The sequence below is a fragment of the Marinobacter sp. 3-2 genome, assembly GCF_003751355.1.
GTDB lineage: Bacteria > Pseudomonadota > Gammaproteobacteria > Pseudomonadales > Oleiphilaceae > Marinobacter > Marinobacter adhaerens.
In genome coordinates, this window is the sequence record NZ_RJUQ01000014.1 from 13,138 (window position 1) to 28,764 (window position 15,627).

The window sequence follows — 15,627 nt, forward strand, 5'->3', positions numbered from 1 at the left end:
TCAGGCCCGGAACGCTGACAACTGACGACAGGCCGCAATTAGTCCTACTGGAGGTTTTAATCCTATGAACATTGTTCCTGTAATTACTCTCTTCGGCGGCTTGGCGGCATTTTTTACCTTGGCCGTTGCCCTGCGATTCGCAGCCGTTCGGACTCAAGTGCCGACAAAACCGACCGACAATTGATTGACGGGTTGGTAACCCATTTCCAGGCTGTAGAGAAACCGGCAGTTACAATGACAACCGGATGTCCGATTAGCCGTTCGGGTTATTAGCCAGCTCCTTCAAGGCCTTCATGGCCTCCTCAGTGCGGTCACTGGGCACGAACATGTGGTCATGGTAGAACCCGGCTATCACATTGGTGGTGATGCCTCTCTCTGCCAACAGGCTTGTTACCACCGATGTGAGACCCAGGGCCTCCAGGCTTGAATGCCCTTCCAGAGTAATGCGCCGGAAGATTCTGTAGTAGTCCAGGCCCTCGGCTTTGGCCTGCTCAAGAGGAATTACCAGCGTCAGGCCTTCCAGTTCGGCAATGCTGACAATCGGGTTAAGGTGTTCCAGTTCGCCATACCTGGCCTTGGGTACTGTGCAGTAGACGTAAGTTGTCGAATCCAGTTTTGGCGAGAGCTGCTTGATCAATTCCTGAAGAAACTCAGTTCGCATCATCTCTACTATCCTTTATTGGAAGGTCGTGGGCATAACAAGAACTTAGCATTTTCTGCGGCCTTACAAAGCAAAATAATCGTTTTCTCCTTATCGCGACCGCAATATTCCTGCATAAGAATTCATCCTGAACGCACTGCCCTACTGATCCAGGAAACAAAGGCCCGGACTTTGTCGGTACGAAATTTAGCCTCAGGTGCCACAAGGTAATATTGGTACTCCGCTGGCACAGAAATATCGATTGGGCTCTGGATTAATCCTGCTTTCAATAGATCGGCAACAAGGCTATACCGCATTAAGGCAATCCCTCGGCCAGCAAGAACGGCCTCTACAAGAGTCGTCCCTTCTGTAACCCGAAGCGTTATAGCGTTGTCCGGTATTTTTATTCCGAGTTTTTCCTGAAATACCAACCATGAGCGCTCCAGATCAACCGATTCATCGATCAGCCATGGAAGCCGAGCTAGGTTCTCCGGCGTAACGGGCTTACCTTCAGTCACACTGCTGTGGCACACCGGTAAAAGCTTTTCTTTTTGCAAAAGCCTGGATTCAAGCCCCGGGTACTCACCATTGCCGAAGCGGATCGCCAGGTCGACACCATCGCCCTGGAAATTCACCAGTTGCAGATTAGGCTGCAAGCTAAGTTGTATTTCTGGATGAGCCCGCTGAAACGAATCAATGCGGGGAACCAGCCATCGACTGGCAAAGGATGGCACCGTGGCCACGGTTAAGCGCCCAGGGTTCGAGTCTGGCGCAAACAGCGCAATGCCTTTCTCCAGCTCCTGAAACCCCGTCTCCACATAGCCGGAGAGCTTCCTGCCTTCATGCGTTAATTTCACTTCGCGGGTCAACCTGACAAAGAGCTTCATACCAAGGAACTCTTCAAGGCCGCGGATGTGAGTACTAACCGCTGCCTGGGAAATGTTCAGCGCTTCAGCAGCGGACTTGAAGCTTAACTCCCGAGATGCGTATCGAAACGCCTGAAGAGCCCTAAGGGGCGGAAGCTTTTGCATTTTCTGGATCGCCTACGATTAATTTCACATTAAGTGTAGTGGGGTTTTACCCGTTTGTTACGGGAGCCAGTCACTGAAAAGATTAAGTCACTCAATAACTGAAGGAGCAATCATCGTGAAAATTGAAGTCCCTGTTATAAGTGCCTTTGTTGACGGTAATTCCGGCGGCAACCCCGCAGGTGTGGTGCTGCACGCCCAGCGATTCAGCCATGCAGAAAAGCAGAGAATCGCTGCTGCAGTTGGCCTCTCAGAAACGGCTTTCGTTTCTCCATCTGACGCGGCTGATATAAAGCTGGAATTCTTTACGCCTACCCAGCAAATCGCTCATTGCGGCCACGCCACGATCGCAACCTTCAGTTTTCTGCAGCAGAAAGGCCTGCTAGCGAATGACCGGTCGTCGAAGGAGACCATTGATGGCCTGAGATCAATCATCATGGAAGGTAAAGCGGCTTATATGGAACAGAGAGCCCCTCGTTTCGAAGCTCTGAACGAGCCTGATCTACAGGCCGCCCTGCTCTCTCTTGGAATCACCACCGACGATCTGATCGAAGGTGCCGAGCCAATGTTGGTCAATACCGGCAACAACTTTGTGGTGATTGGCATTCGCGACGGCTTGACAATCAAGGGTCTTGAGCCAGATTTCGGTCTCATTGAGCAACTTAGCGAAGCTCTGGATCTTATAGGGTTCTACGTGTTCTCGTTCGACGGCGTTGGCGAAGGCAGAGACGCAGGAGCCCGCATGTTCGCCCCCCGGTACGGCATCCTGGAGGAGTCTGCAACGGGAATGGCTGCTGGCCCGCTGGCCTGCTATCTACGCGAGCAACTGGCTAGTCAGAAGCAGGAATTCACCATCGAACAGGGTCGCTGGATGGCCGAGCCCTCACCCAGTGTCATCAACGTGCGGCTGACTGTTGGAACCGATAACAGAATCGAGAACCTGTACGCGGGTGGTCGGGGCGCGATCAGAGAAGTTATTGAAGTTGAAGTTAACCCATCACCTGACCTGATGTGTTGTATACCGCAAAGCAATTTTTTCTGAGGACGGGAAACCAAGAGAATAACCATCAAGCCAATACGGCGATGCTGTCTAACTTAATTCTCTTAAAAGGTGGAATATCACATGAACGCAATCAACAAGTTCTTTCTCGTTTTCTCTGTAATCGCTTTCTCTGCTTTTGCACAGGCTGAAGGTGTAAGCCAGGAAGATATCGAACGTGGAAACAATCCAGCAATCGAAACAGTCGAGCTTGGTATCAGCAACTAAGTTGACTACAACGAAAAAGGGCGGTCAAAGTGACCGCCCTTTTTTTTGCCTGGTTCGCTCACCAGTTTTCGTTAGCCGGAAGGCATAAAATGGAGCGGCGAATGCCGCTCTTTAGGTGAAAGAAACCAGTACCAGGAGACCGAAGAACACACTGATCACGGTCGTCAATCCGGACAGGCCTTCTTTGTCAGCGCCTCCCGTTACCCAACGCCTCAGCGCCTTCAGAAAGCGCCTGGGCGTGTATATGTTTTTGCGATAATTGCTCTGGTAGTAATGCACAAGAAACAAAGGCATGGATTCACTATCGAAACGATGCCAGAGCTTCAGAACTCCAAGGATATCCTTGCGGCAGGCCCAGCCCTGAAGGGGTGTTGGGAGCCAACTCAGGGGAATGGCTGAGCCGAAATCGATGATTGCAGGGGCGCCACGCCCCGAAACCAGAATGTTTCCGGAATTGCCAAGGTCCATATGAGCTACGCCATGCTGGTGCAGGGTTTTCACATCCGTGAAAAGCTGTGAGAAAAAGTTGTCCGGTACACCCTTGCCTGCCGCAATGTCCTTTACCGGCCTTCCCTCGATCAGACGATAATGGATGGTGGGCGCGGCGTCTGATGGGCGCCTGATCTGATCGGGGGTGAAATCCAGGTGCTCGACTTTCCTCAGCATCCTGTACTCATGGGATGCAAGGAACCGGAAGTATGCCCCGAGAAGGCCCCGGGAGAATCGGAAGGCCTTGTACACGTCCCTGTTGCCACTCTGGTCAGCGTTTAAAGAGATGATTGGCTTGTACCATTTCTGGTCAGCGGTATCGGTGATTGCAGCAGGCTTCCAGCTGGAGCCCATAGACGAGCAGTTCGTTTGGCCGTTCATTCTCCCTCCCAACTCCAAAAAATGCAGATTATTGGGCAAGCTGGCCGGATCAATCGTGGTTCAACCGAGCCCTTGCCAATGCCGCAATTCGCGACATCTGCAGAGGATTATTGGGAGTTTTCGGGAGGCTGAATAATTCCGTTGCCGTATCTTTGTCATCACGGAAAATGATGAGTGAATGTTTAATTGTTTCAGGCGATGGCTTTTACTGCAGACCGGCCACAGGGCGAGTTGGTCATAATGTCGTGCCAGCGCTCGCGAAGGAGCCGTTCCACGTGGTTCCGCAACCACACGATTCCGGGATCACGGTCGTGGCGTGTGTGCCAAATGAGATACAGGCTGGTTGGATCTACTTCGAAAGGCAACTGCCCCATCCATAGCCCATCCACGAAGCCACAATCCTGGCTTATCAACTCGGGGACCGCGGCGATCAGGTTTGAATCCCTGAGGACCTGGGGAACAATCGAAAAATGGTTTACCGTCGCGGCAATGCGTCGGTTCTGGCCCTTTTGATCAAGGTAGCTGTCCACGAATCCGTGCGCATCACCCGACATTGTCACGAGCAGGTGCCGGGCCTCGAGAAATTCCTCCATGGTGATCTGCCTGCCGGCGAGCGGATGGTCGGCTCGCATCGCCAGAACATACCCGCCTTCAAACAACCACGTACTTCGCAAACTGTGATCGTGCTGGGTAAGCATGCCGACCGCGAGATCAACATGCGCCTCGCGCAAATCTTCGTACGTGCCCTCCGGCGTGTAGGGGACGGCGTGGATATCAACGCCCGGCGCCTGGTCCTCAAGAAGTTCAATCAGCTGTCGCCAAATCATTTCAACAGTCACATCCGTGACCGCTATGCGGAATTTCCGCTTCGAGGTGGCCGGATCAAACTGCGTGGCACTCACCGCATTCGTCAATGCGTACATGTGATCCCCCACCTGATCCCACAGACTGAGCGCGTAAGACGTTGGCTCGATGTTACGACCCTTTCGCACAAACAATGGGTCGTTCCAGATCTGGCGCATTCGGGAAATCGCATTGGAGACGGCAGGCTGAGTCATGGAAAGTCGATCAGCTGCTCGGGTCACGGAGCGTTCGGTCATGATCGCATCAAAAATGTACAACAGCTGAAGTTCTTGCGTTTTCATTCAACGTTCCTGAAGGATGGACCCTGACAAGTCTGGCCCGGAAGAACCCGAACCGCAATTGCAGTATGAAGAAGCCTCCCGATGGGGAGGCCGCTGAAGAGGTTTACAAGTTTCCTTTCACGAACGTTCTCAGTTCACTCAGACTGCCGGCACCGGTTTTCTGGGCAATCACGCCACCATCCTGAAACAGTGCCAACGTTGGGATGCCCCTGATACGCATTTTCGCAGTCACATCGGGACTTTCGTCGACGTTCACTTTGGCGATGGTCAGCTCATCGCCAAACTCATCAGCGATTGCCTCCAACATGGGAGCTACTGTTTTACAGGGACCACACCAGGGTGCCCAGAAATCGACCAGCACAGGGCGATCACTCTGTACAACGGCCTGCTCAAAATTTACATCGGTTACTTCGATCATGTTGCTCATAAGTTCAACTCCTTTTACAAATAGATTGGTTCACACCCTGCAGCCAGCTGCGCGGAAAAACCAATTACTAGACGGCATAAGTTCTATTTCGCCTAATGATGAGTGTCGGTCCGGACTTCAAAGCCGTTTGCTGAATACCAGCCCGCCCCAGGCCAGCGTGCGATTTCCCGTCCCGGATTTGATTTCGGAACTCTGAACACGCAACACATAACTGAGCTCGGTGCCCGCCAGGAAACTGTGGGTATAACCAGCCCATACTTCAGCCAGCAGGATGTTCAGATCATTGGCATCCAGTTCATGGTCCGATTCGCGAAACTGGCCTTGTAGAAAGGCGTTGTAAGCCCGGGCTTTCACCGACACCCCGCCCCAGAAATAATTCTCACGTCCGCCTGGTGCAGAAACTCCGGGCGCACGCTCACCGTAGGCCATCAGCTCGGGGTTAAATCGGTTGTCCGGAGAGGAAATCAGGCCATCCCGGAAAACCAATGCTGCTCCAAACTCAGTCAGGTATCCGACCGATCCGAAATAGGTCACTTTGAACTTTTGATCCGATTCGCTGGCATCCAGGTACTGGTGATACGCCGCCGAGTACCGGAAAGTCGGCTCACCACCATTCGAGATCTGATGGTCCCAACCGTTCGCGCGGTCGCTACCTACCACCTTGTGGACCGCGTTCTGGCCAGATTTGAATACATCGAGTCCCAGAACACCCACGGTCATGGATGTCGTCCAGCCCGAATCGACGCCGAGAGCCTGGTAACTCTGGCTTGAGGACAGGTAGACCAAACTGCTGTAGGGCCGATCGCTAAGGTCAATCGCGGATTCCTTGATTTCCTCAGGGGTGAAGCCATAAACCCCCAGCTCAATCGCGGCGCTCTGCGGGCTCCCTTCCTCTTGGCCCAGATAGGGCAACACAAAACTGTCCAGCCCCTGGCTCACCCTGGACACCGGATTCCGAATGAAATCCTCGGAATTGGAGGAATAGGTAATCGCTACACCGGCGGTGTAATCCCGATCCGTTTGCGTTGGAGCGAACAGGTCGTTGTCCGTGGAGAGCGCAAGTACCGAATCCGCCGACTCTGCCAGCGCTGACGAAGCCAAAGCAACGCCCAAAAGAGAAACGGTCAAAAATCGAAAAATCATAGCCAACTCCGAAATTGTCTCGGTAGAAAAGTTGGCTGCTATTTTTCGAACTTCTGGCCCTCAGAACTAATCAAGCGTTGATATTTAAAACATCACCTCGGTTGATAGATAAGTAGTAATACGTGCGGTTTTTGGGCAGTCGTCATCAACCCCCATCACTGGCAATGATGTTTGCCATACCGTTTCAGAATTATTCCTCCACATTGTTCAGTCCCACAATTTGCTCATCTGATATCCGACCGATTGCGGTATCGGAGTCAGCTAAATCAACTCAAACTGTGGAGAATTGAAAATGCGTAAATTTGCACTGGTTACCCTGGCTTCCCTTATTACCGTGGCTGCCCTGCCCGCTCATGCGACCCTCGCAGACCGCAAATCAGACGAACCCCGCTCCGAGCAGGCTCAGCCCGCTCCCTACAGCGGCCAAATCGTGATCCGCGGTGAGATTCAGGATCGCGACGCCGACAACCATGCGGCCAAACCTGCTCCGTACAGCGGTCAGATTGTTATCCGTGGCCAGGTGCAGCCCGAAAGCCACGGTTGAGTCTCAGATGTCTCATTTGCGTCCTGGCACCATGGACGGTGCTTTTTTCAGTCTCGGGTTATGGTCGGAACGGTGAATGTGTAAATTCGACGATCTCTCGAACGACTTCCGTATTCCGCAACAGCCGGCTATGGCCATACCCCGTTGTATGGGTTAAACGGCTCCTTGGAAACGCCTCGTTCAGTGCAACGGATTCAGTAACCGGAACTTCCGAATCAGAATCATCATGGATGAGCAAAACAGGTACCTCGATTCCAGGCGCAAGCGCAATCAGATCCAATCGATCAACACTCAGTCCTACCGTTTCTTCCATGTCGCGAACAAATAGACGCTCACTGCGCTCGCCAAGATTTACAAACCGGGCGAATCGACTGAGCACGCCCTCTATCGTTGCCGGGCCTGAAACCAGTACCAGACGGTCGAAACACCCCCTGGCGGATTGGGCGTAGACAAGGGCCGCGGCGCCCAGCGAATGCCCGATCGCAACATCAAAAGAACTCCCCACGTATTCATGGGCGTCCAGAACGGCCTCAATAAACCGCCCCGGATGAGATTTGGTGGCCGTTGAATCGCCATGGCCGGCCGGATGAACCGCATACACGGTGCATTCATCCGGATCAATCTCACGGATCAGATCCCTGAATTGACCGATCCAACCCGACCACCCATGAAGGACCAGGACTTTCTTTGGCCCACTCCCATAAATTGACAGCAAGCCATCGTTATTGAGTGGCACCACCCTCTCAAACAATTCACGGGATGAGGCGCGCCTTTCGACCTTGATTCGGGGACTGGTCATCAATCCGACTGCTTTTGATGCCGCGCTGGATGGCAGCAATCGGCTGTAAACACCGAACGCAGCCTGAAATATATTCAGAGAAAGGTTCATTTCCGTCTTCCTAAATTAGTTGCACACCAGTTCTTCATCTTTATAAAGTGTATATACATCTTGAAAGACGATGCAAGCGTTAGTTGTTCATTTCTTGTACATGCAATCGCCTCAAGCGCCGAGCTCAGACAGATGGATAATTTTTCCAACCGTCCTGCCACCTCCCCCTTGGTCAAACTGCGGAGAATGACACTCACATTCACGACCAGGGAGACAGTTAATGTCTGTCAGTTCAAAAGCCACATCGTTTTCTTTGTACTACTACCGTTCATGCCCTTTTTGCGCGTACACCCGCTCTGCGATGAAGCACATCGACATCGAAGTGGAAGAACGTGATATCGCCAGAAACCCGGCCTACCGCGAGGAACTGATCAAAGGTGGCGGTCGGGCACAGGTTCCTTGCCTGAGAATTGAATCGAACAGAGAGGTTCGCTGGCTGTACGAATCCCAGGACATCGTGCATTACCTCCAGCGCCATGCCGCCCAGTCGGCTGAGCACAATCAAACCTTGTGAACGATCCTCACAACATACAGGAGAGCAAAAATGCTCAAACGCAAAGTTGATGTTGCCATTATTGGCACAGGCACAGCCGGTATGGGTGCCTATCGCGAAGCTCGCAAACATACCGACAGCATCGCGCTGATTGAAGGGAGTCACTATGGCACCACTTGCGCGCGTGTCGGCTGCATGCCCAGTAAGCTTCTGATTGCCGCCGCAGAAGCCTCCCATGGCGCCAGGCATGCGGGGATTTTCGGGCTTAATGTCCCGACGGTTGAAACCGACGGTGCTGCGGTCATGGAACGCGTTAGAAGAGAACGCGACCGGTTCGTCGGGTTTGTTGTTGACGATGTCGACGAGTTTGACGATAGCCATAAGGTCCGTGGTTACACACGGTTCGTGGATACCCATCGTTTGCAGATTGATAACGGTCTTGAAATCACTGCCGACCGGATTGTTATTGCAACAGGTTCCAGACCGTTTATTCCTGAAGTACTGGAGGGCGCGGGTAACCGCCTGCTCGTTAACGACGATGTATTCGAACTGGAACATCTTCCGACATCCGTACTTGTTGTCGGGGCCGGTGTTATCGGTCTGGAATTGGGGCAGGCCCTAAGCCGACTCAACGTCAACGTTACGATGCTTTCGCGCAACGAATCGGTCGGTGGAATTGCCGACTCCGAAATCCGGAAAATTGCTGCGGATACTTTCCAGTCCGAATTTGATCTCGTCCTTCACGCGGAAGTCCTCGCAGCAAAGGAAACCCTGAACGGCGTGCAGGTGACCTATCGCACATCCGGAGGAATCGTTCACACAGTAGTGGTTGATTATGTACTGGCCGCAACCGGTCGCATTCCCAACACTGACAAGCTCGGCCTCGAGAATACCGGCATCGCCCTGGACGCCCGCGGCGTTCCAGACTCTGATCGGTACACCATGCAAACCAGTGCACCGCACATATTCATTGCAGGTGATGCCAACAATGAGTTGCCCCTGTTGCATGAGGCTTCAGATGAGGGGCGTATCGCGGGCAGCAACGCGGGAACCTTTCCCACTGTGCAACGCGGTCATCGACGTGCCGGGTTGGGCGTTGTCTTTTCCGACCCCCAGGTTGCCAGCATAGGCAAACGAGCGCACGAATTGGCGCCACACACCTTCATCACAGGGGCGGTAAGCTTTCACAACCAGGGAAGAAGCCGCGTAATGGCCAAAAACCAGGGCATACTCAAGGTCTACGCAGACAAGCACAGCGGCATTCTGCTTGGCGCAGAAATGTTTGGACCGGCTGCGGAGCATATTGGTCACCTTCTGGCCTGGGCCGTGCAACAGTCTCTAACGGTAAACGAGATACTCGGGATGCCTTTCTATCACCCGGTTATTGAAGAAGGTGTTCGCACCGCCTTCCGGGACGCGGCAGAACAATTGAAAAAGATAGAACGTGAGGAGGCATCCCATGCAGTTGCTTGAACTGTTCCGGCGTTACCACAAACAGGCAGCAAAGGTTGCCCTTGTAGTAGGTTCGATTCTATTGCTGATCAACCAATATGATGCGCTGTTCGGATATCAGAAAATTCAATGGCTGCCAGCAGTCTTGACCTACTGCGTCCCATTCTGCGTTTTCATGCTCGGTAAACTGTCCAGCGAACGGGATTGCCAGAGATCCTCCGGACTGAATGTGCCCGTTTCAAGGTATCGTTAACCACTCGAATATTGCCGCACTGTGTCTCAGTGCGGCGATATCATTCTTGAGGCAACCCCCTTAGCCTTTAGTGCTGCGTCCAGATCGCCTTCAACATGCGCTTTTACAATGGCGCCCTCTTTCAACAAAAACAGCGCATTAGCCAACTCTTCTGCATCGGCTTCTGAACTGCAGATTTCCAGGGTGTGCTGCTTCAGGAGTTCAAAAACCCTGGTCTTGTGAGCCGCACATCGTTTGTGTACCGGGTGCCCGGGATCGCTGTACTCACCACAGGTATTGATAAAGAAGCACCCATAGAAACGATGTAGTGTCGGTACGCGATTGTTAAACCAATCATGCACCGCATCAAACATCTCCATAAGAGCCTCTCTTCCCGCCGGCTGACTGCTCATTCGCGACTCCAACCATTGGAAAAACAGTTTGTCGCGATGCGCGACAGCAGCCTCTACCAGGCTGTCCTTGCTCTCGAAATGATTGTAGAGCGTTTGCTTTGCTACACCCGACTCCTGGAGCACCTGGTTGATACCGATAGCGTGGATCCCATGTTCATAGAACAGTCGCAATGCCGTATCAATCAAAACCTGTCTTCGTCCCATCTGCGGACCTCCGTTTTTTCATTGAATATATCTTGACCAAATTAGACAGATCTGTCTAGAATTAAAAATAGACCGACCTGTCTACTTCAAGAAATACCACGCGCCGTTATGAACAGGGTGTTTTTTGACTGGTGTTGTTGTCGGTTTCATTAGCGAACCACCAGCGAACACGGCACGGAGAAGAGCACGATGGACATACAAATCAAAACTACCCGGCAGGCGCCCGTGTTTGGGCTTGAAGCTGATCTGATTGATGGCTTGCAGGCCGGAGACCCGAAAGCTTTTGCGGAAGCTTACCGGAGATATCATCCGGTAATGCTGAGAGTTGCGGCCAAATATACCTCTGCAGCCGTTGCCGAAGATATCGCTCAGGAGGCCTGGATGGCGGCCATTGGAGCCATTGGGTCTTTCGAGGGCCGTTCGTCACTCAAGACCTGGCTGTGCCGTATTGTCACCAATAAAGCCTTCAACACGTATCGGGAAAATCGGAAAGAGTTTCCCGCAACGCCCAGCCTCGCCCTGTTATCCGATAGCTCTCAGGACAACCAATTTAGTGGCACCGCCGGGCATCTTAGCGAACCGGAGCTGGCTACCCAGACTGCAAAGGTTCAGGAACGCATTCGCGTTGAATTGAAGAAGATGAATCGGGACCACGCTAACGCGATTCTGCTGAAGGGCATGAGCCCCATGACAGGTTCGCAGGTGTCTGAAGTGCTGGAGATTTCTCACGGAAACCTGCGGGTCATTCTGCACCGTGCACGAAACGAGTTGGCCCCCCTGCTCTAATCAAGGCGGCCTTGTTACTGTGTTTTGCCACAACTGGAGAAACCCTATGAGTACCCAACGTCCACCACTACCTCCCTTCACACGGGAAAGTGCCATTGAAAAAGTCCGCCTTGCAGAAGATGGCTGGAACAGCCGTGACCCTGCGAAGGTCGCCCTCGCCTACACAGAGGACACACGCTGGCGCAACCGGGCCGAGTTCGCCAATGGCCGCAAACAGGTCGAGGAGTTCCTCACACGTAAATGGAATCGTGAGCTGGATTACCGCCTGATCAAGGAGCTGTGGGCTTACACTGACAACCGCATTGCCGTGAGATATGCCTACGAGTGGCACGACGACAGCGGAAACTGGTTCCGGTCCTACGGAAACGAAAACTGGGAATTCGATGCCGACGGCCTGATGCAGCGCCGTTTCGCATGCATCAACGACAGTCCCATCAAAGAGTCAGACAGGCTTTTTCGCTGGCCCCTCGGTCGCCGTCCGGATGATCACCCCGGCCTCAGTGACCTTGGTCTCTGATCTTTCCAGCGAAAATGAGCCTTGGCCTGCCTCCAGAGAGTGAACTGAATCGCATCCTGAATCCCTGGGCCGCCAAGGGGACGGGACGGCTCGAGGAGATTCCCAGCCGTCTCTTTGTTCACCCCAAAAGACCGATCCCATCAGTGTTTAGGGGGGCCAAGAAAGGTGGTGGTGCCGGTTATTACTGCCCCTTCGTGATTCAGGCTACTGACCTCAAAAACAACGTCGTTGGCCCCGGAATCAAGGGAAGAGCTTGGAACAGCGACAGAAAATGGGACTTCAACCCGCTCACCTGCTTCAACGACGATACCTCCGGGACCTGTGGTTGAAAAGTCTTCAAAACCGCCAACCTCGATCACCAGGTACCTCGGGCTGCTGTCTTTATTGGTCAGTTTGAGCAAATAGCTGTTTTCAATGTTGCCCCCGCCTGTATAGCGATACATTCCGCGATCCCTCTCGACGTCGAGGGTTACCAGTGGTCTGGACGCCACGCCCCAGGAAAAAAGTCCAATCATCAAGGCGAGGAACACAAAATACCCCACCAGTCGTGGCCTCAGAAGGTTCGTTTTCCCTCCCTTCAGGTCGCGCTCGCTGGCGTAGCGTACCAGTCCACGGGCGTATCCCATCTTGTCCATGATCGAGTCGCAGGCGTCGATACACGCCGCACATCCGATACATTCCATTTGCAAGCCATCGCGGATATCGATACCGGTCGGGCATACCTGCACACACATCTGGCAATCGATGCAATCTCCAAGCTCTTGAGAGACTTGTACATCGTCTTTTTTACGTGAGCCTCGCGGTTCCCCCCGCGCGGCATCGTAGGAAATAACCAGGGAATCGGCATCTACCATGGATGACTGAAAGCGGCCGTAGGGGCACATATGGAAACAGACTTTCTCCCTCAGCCATCCCGCATTCAGATAGGTGGCGCTGGTAAAAAAGAAGATCCAGAAGACCGCCCAGCCCGAAGCTTCCATGGCAATAAGGTCAGCAACCAGGCCCCGAATAGGCGTGAAATACCCCACGAAGGTGATGGCCGTAACCAGTCCAGTCAGCAACCAAAGACCATGTTTCATTCCCCGGCGAGCAACTTTATTGGCGGTGAGAGGTGCGGCATCGAGTTTGAGCCGCCTGTTCCGATCTCCCTCTGCCAATCGCTCTGCCCACAGGAAAACCCATGTCCAGACACTTTGCGGGCAGGCGTATCCACACCACACTCGACCCGCCAGAACCGTCAAAAAAAACAGGCCGAAGGCACAGATCAGGAGAATCGCGGCAAGCAACACCAGGTCTTCCGGCCAAAACGTCGCAGAGAAAATATGGAATTTCTTCTCTGCGAGATCCCAGAGCACAGCCTGCCTTCCGCCCCAATCCAGCCACGCGACACCGAAGTACAGTGCGAAAAGTACCAGTCCTACCGCGATCCGGAGTCGGCGATAAACGCCGGAAAAGCTTCGGGGCTGGATTTTTTGGGTGGCCCCGGGAGCCGGAGCAGGAGATTCAATCTGTTTAACAGAGATTAGGCGACTCATTTGCTTCGCACCTATGCCATGGTCGATCAGAAACGGAAGGCAGGAGGATAATCGGTCGCGATGAATGGGGGCAGGACCACTTTTTTAAATTTTTATAGGGACAGTTGGTGGAAGTTCAGATCATTAATTCAGGGAGTCTCTTCAAGGCGGAAACACGGGCGGCGTTCCAGGGGTGAGCAAAGCTGATTCTAAGGCAGTTGGAGAACTTTCCGGATACAGAGAAGAGATTTCCCGGCGTAATAACAATCCCCTCCTGCAGCGCCCTGCCGTAGAGCCTCAGTGTGTCGACGTCTTCCTGAAGCTCTACCCAGAGAGCCAGACCACCATGGGGGGTTGTTACCCGCAGAGAGACGTTCCAGCCACTCAGAAGCTCCAGCAACTGATCCCGTCGCCGCCGCAAGTCCTGCCGGTGGCGGCGCAAAAACGACGCGTAACCGCCCTCAGCGATGAAACCTGCCACGCCTTCCTGGAGGAATCGGCTACTCGCCAACTGGGAGGTCAGTTTCAGTTTGAGGATTTCGTCATGCCATCTTCCACCTGAAACCCATCCAAGACGGAGATCGCGGGATAGAACTTTTGAAAAGGAACTGCAGTGGATAACCCGGGCAGAGGTGTCGATGGCTTTCAGTGTATCGGGCACACTCAACCAGCCCGATTCAGCGTAAATGTCATCCTCGATGATGGCGACGTCATGGCGATCTGCCAGCGCCAGTAACCCTCTCCGCGCTTCAGTCGGCATTACAGAACCCGTAGGCGTAGCAAACGCTGGCGACACCACACAAGCTTTAACATCCCAGACCTTCAGTACATCCTCAAGCGCGCTCACATTCATGCCACTTTCCGGCGATGCAGGTATCTCGATCACCCGTAGTTGAAGCTGTTCAAGTAGCTGCAGCACACCATAAAACCCGGGAGTTTCCACCGCGACCACATCGCCACTCTTGCAAACAGCCATCAGCGCGAGGAACAACGATTGCTGGCACCCCGACGTGATACAGAAGTCATCCGCTTGCGCAATCCAACCTCTTCGGGCGGCTCTCAGAGCGATCTGATTACGCAATTCCTGATCCCCTGCTGGCTCGTCATAGTACTGAAATCTTGTGGACTGCCGCCTCAGAGCCCGACCGATCGACCGGTTGAGTTGAATGATCCCCGGTGGCGGCTCATCCCGGTTACAAGCCGGCAGCAGATCAAAAGCCGCGCTGCGGGTCATTATGTCCTGGAATACCTGGCTTACCGACACTGGTTTTGGCTCGTCCGGCGTCGGTGCTTGCCCGGGAACCTCGAATTTGTTCTGGGGAGGTACAACAAAAAAACCGCTGCGTTCCCGTGCCTCTATGAGCCCGAGCGCTTCCAGTCGCTGCAGCGCATGCTGCACAGTAATCTTGGAAAGATCATAGTCCTGGCAGAGTGATCTTATTGAGGGGAGCCGCTCGCCAGCTCGCCATCGACCCGTTTCAATCTGGTCTCGCAGGGTTACCTCAAGTTTCTGGTATCTCGGCAATGGCTTTGCCATGGTTTGATCTGTCTCCCCGCCTTCTCACAAAAAAGCCGGGCGCGGGCCCGGCAAACTGAGTTTACTCTCAAAAACGCCAACAATTCACGCCAGTTGGGATACCTTTTGCTTCAGCCCGTCGATCCAGTTGGCCAGATCCTTCAGAGATTTGGACCCGGTTTCCTGGCCCATGAACTGATCACGCCTGAGCAAAACCAGCGTTGGGATGGCTCGCACGCCGAACTTTGCTGCGATGTCATGCTTCTGATCCACATCAACCTTGATCACCGCCGTTTCTTGGTTCAGTTCGCTGAACTGTTCCATAACCGGGTTCATCACTTTGCACGGTGCACACCAGGGAGCCCAGAAATCCAGCAACAACCACTCATGTCGGTTTGCCAGATCGCCCAGCTCGTCAAACGTATTCAGATTTACAATCGGCACAACGAATTTCCTCCGGGAGAGTTCTTCAGGAATAAAAAGGGCGTATTCGGCGAACAATGTCGATGCGAGGGTGAAAACCGAATACGCCAAGGGGTAAACAGGA

19 protein-coding genes are annotated in these 15,627 nt (G+C 53.3%); 8 read left to right on the forward strand and 11 right to left on the reverse strand.

The features are described from left to right. Positions 1-253: 253 nt before the first annotated feature. Positions 254-664, reverse strand: coding sequence for an ACT domain-containing protein (locus EDB94_RS12710; protein ID WP_014577053.1), 411 nt, complete (start codon positions 662-664; stop codon positions 254-256). 119 nt (positions 665-783) lie between these two features. Continuing rightward, positions 784-1,671 (reverse strand): LysR substrate-binding domain-containing protein, encoded by an 888-nt coding sequence (locus tag EDB94_RS12715; RefSeq protein ID WP_014577052.1) that lies wholly within the window; start codon positions 1,669-1,671, stop codon positions 784-786. A 115-nt stretch (positions 1,672-1,786) separates the two neighbouring features. Here EDB94_RS12715 and EDB94_RS12720 point away from each other — a divergent pair, with 115 nt between their 5' ends. Both EDB94_RS12720 and EDB94_RS20710 read left to right on the forward strand, forming a co-directional pair. Then, positions 1,787-2,710 (forward strand): PhzF family phenazine biosynthesis protein, encoded by a 924-nt coding sequence (locus EDB94_RS12720; RefSeq protein WP_108018971.1) that lies wholly within the window; start codon positions 1,787-1,789, stop codon positions 2,708-2,710. Positions 2,711-2,791: 81 nt separating this feature from the next. Continuing rightward, positions 2,792-2,935, forward strand: a complete 144-nt coding sequence (locus EDB94_RS20710; protein WP_167450406.1) for a hypothetical protein — start codon at positions 2,792-2,794, stop codon at positions 2,933-2,935. Positions 2,936-3,046: 111 nt separating this feature from the next. On the opposite strand, the gene EDB94_RS12725 is transcribed toward EDB94_RS20710, so the two are convergent. From EDB94_RS12725 to EDB94_RS12740, 4 genes are all read right to left on the reverse strand, one after another. Further along, on the reverse strand, positions 3,047-3,805 hold the full coding sequence (locus EDB94_RS12725; RefSeq protein ID WP_108018970.1) for a hypothetical protein: 759 nt from the start codon (positions 3,803-3,805) through the stop codon (positions 3,047-3,049). Between the two features lie 191 nt (positions 3,806-3,996). After that, positions 3,997-4,950: a LysR family transcriptional regulator gene (locus EDB94_RS12730; RefSeq protein WP_014577048.1), complete on the reverse strand. Its 954-nt coding sequence runs from the start codon at positions 4,948-4,950 to the stop codon at positions 3,997-3,999. Between the two features lie 103 nt (positions 4,951-5,053). Next, the gene (gene trxA, locus EDB94_RS12735; RefSeq protein WP_108018969.1) at positions 5,054-5,377 is read right to left on the reverse strand and encodes a thioredoxin; all 324 of its coding nucleotides are present in this window, start codon (positions 5,375-5,377) and stop codon (positions 5,054-5,056) included. Between the two features lie 117 nt (positions 5,378-5,494). Then, a complete protein-coding gene (locus EDB94_RS12740) occupies positions 5,495-6,520 on the reverse strand; it encodes a lipid A deacylase LpxR family protein (protein WP_108018968.1) in 1,026 nt (341 codons plus the stop codon). 292 nt (positions 6,521-6,812) lie between these two features. On the opposite strand from EDB94_RS12740, the gene EDB94_RS12745 reads away from it, so the two are divergent. Further along, positions 6,813-7,064 (forward strand): hypothetical protein, encoded by a 252-nt coding sequence (locus EDB94_RS12745; RefSeq protein WP_088557304.1) that lies wholly within the window; start codon positions 6,813-6,815, stop codon positions 7,062-7,064. A 58-nt stretch (positions 7,065-7,122) separates the two neighbouring features. Here EDB94_RS12745 and EDB94_RS12750 read toward each other — a convergent pair whose 3' ends face one another. Further along, a complete protein-coding gene (locus EDB94_RS12750) occupies positions 7,123-7,953 on the reverse strand; it encodes an alpha/beta fold hydrolase (protein WP_108018967.1) in 831 nt (276 codons plus the stop codon). 220 nt (positions 7,954-8,173) lie between these two features. Between EDB94_RS12750 and EDB94_RS12755 the strand changes: the two genes are divergently transcribed. From EDB94_RS12755 to nrtS, 3 genes are read left to right on the forward strand one after another with little or no spacing between them, the layout of a single operon-like run. After that, a complete protein-coding gene (locus EDB94_RS12755; protein WP_108018966.1) occupies positions 8,174-8,467 on the forward strand; it encodes a glutaredoxin domain-containing protein in 294 nt (97 codons plus the stop codon). Between the two features lie 30 nt (positions 8,468-8,497). Then, positions 8,498-9,919: a dihydrolipoyl dehydrogenase gene (locus tag EDB94_RS12760; RefSeq protein ID WP_108018965.1), complete on the forward strand. Its 1,422-nt coding sequence runs from the start codon at positions 8,498-8,500 to the stop codon at positions 9,917-9,919. Beyond that, a complete protein-coding gene (gene nrtS, locus EDB94_RS12765; RefSeq protein ID WP_108018964.1) occupies positions 9,906-10,151 on the forward strand; it encodes a nitrate/nitrite transporter NrtS in 246 nt (81 codons plus the stop codon). Before EDB94_RS12760 ends, nrtS begins: the two co-directional genes overlap by 14 nt. A gap of 26 nt (positions 10,152-10,177) precedes the next feature. Here the strand turns inward: nrtS and EDB94_RS12770 are convergent, their stop codons facing one another. Next, positions 10,178-10,747, reverse strand: coding sequence for a TetR/AcrR family transcriptional regulator (locus EDB94_RS12770; RefSeq protein WP_108018963.1), 570 nt, complete (start codon positions 10,745-10,747; stop codon positions 10,178-10,180). A 189-nt stretch (positions 10,748-10,936) separates the two neighbouring features. Between EDB94_RS12770 and EDB94_RS12775 the strand changes: the two genes are divergently transcribed. Together EDB94_RS12775 and EDB94_RS12780 are read left to right on the forward strand one after the other, a co-directional pair. After that, entirely contained in the window at positions 10,937-11,533 is a 597-nt protein-coding gene (locus EDB94_RS12775) for an RNA polymerase sigma factor (RefSeq protein ID WP_108018962.1), read from the forward strand. A gap of 46 nt (positions 11,534-11,579) precedes the next feature. Next, a complete protein-coding gene (locus EDB94_RS12780) occupies positions 11,580-12,050 on the forward strand; it encodes a nuclear transport factor 2 family protein (RefSeq protein ID WP_062784351.1) in 471 nt (156 codons plus the stop codon). Between the two features lie 140 nt (positions 12,051-12,190). On the opposite strand, the gene ccoG is transcribed toward EDB94_RS12780, so the two are convergent. From ccoG to EDB94_RS12795, 3 genes are all read right to left on the reverse strand, one after another. Then, positions 12,191-13,585: a cytochrome c oxidase accessory protein CcoG gene (gene ccoG, locus EDB94_RS12785; protein WP_108018961.1), complete on the reverse strand. Its 1,395-nt coding sequence runs from the start codon at positions 13,583-13,585 to the stop codon at positions 12,191-12,193. Between the two features lie 115 nt (positions 13,586-13,700). Then, complete coding sequence (locus tag EDB94_RS12790; protein WP_108018960.1) at positions 13,701-15,101, reverse strand: PLP-dependent aminotransferase family protein; 1,401 nt, start codon at positions 15,099-15,101, stop codon at positions 13,701-13,703. A gap of 84 nt (positions 15,102-15,185) precedes the next feature. Next, complete coding sequence (locus tag EDB94_RS12795; protein WP_260312586.1) at positions 15,186-15,524, reverse strand: co-chaperone YbbN; 339 nt, start codon at positions 15,522-15,524, stop codon at positions 15,186-15,188. Positions 15,525-15,627 lie beyond the last annotated feature (103 nt).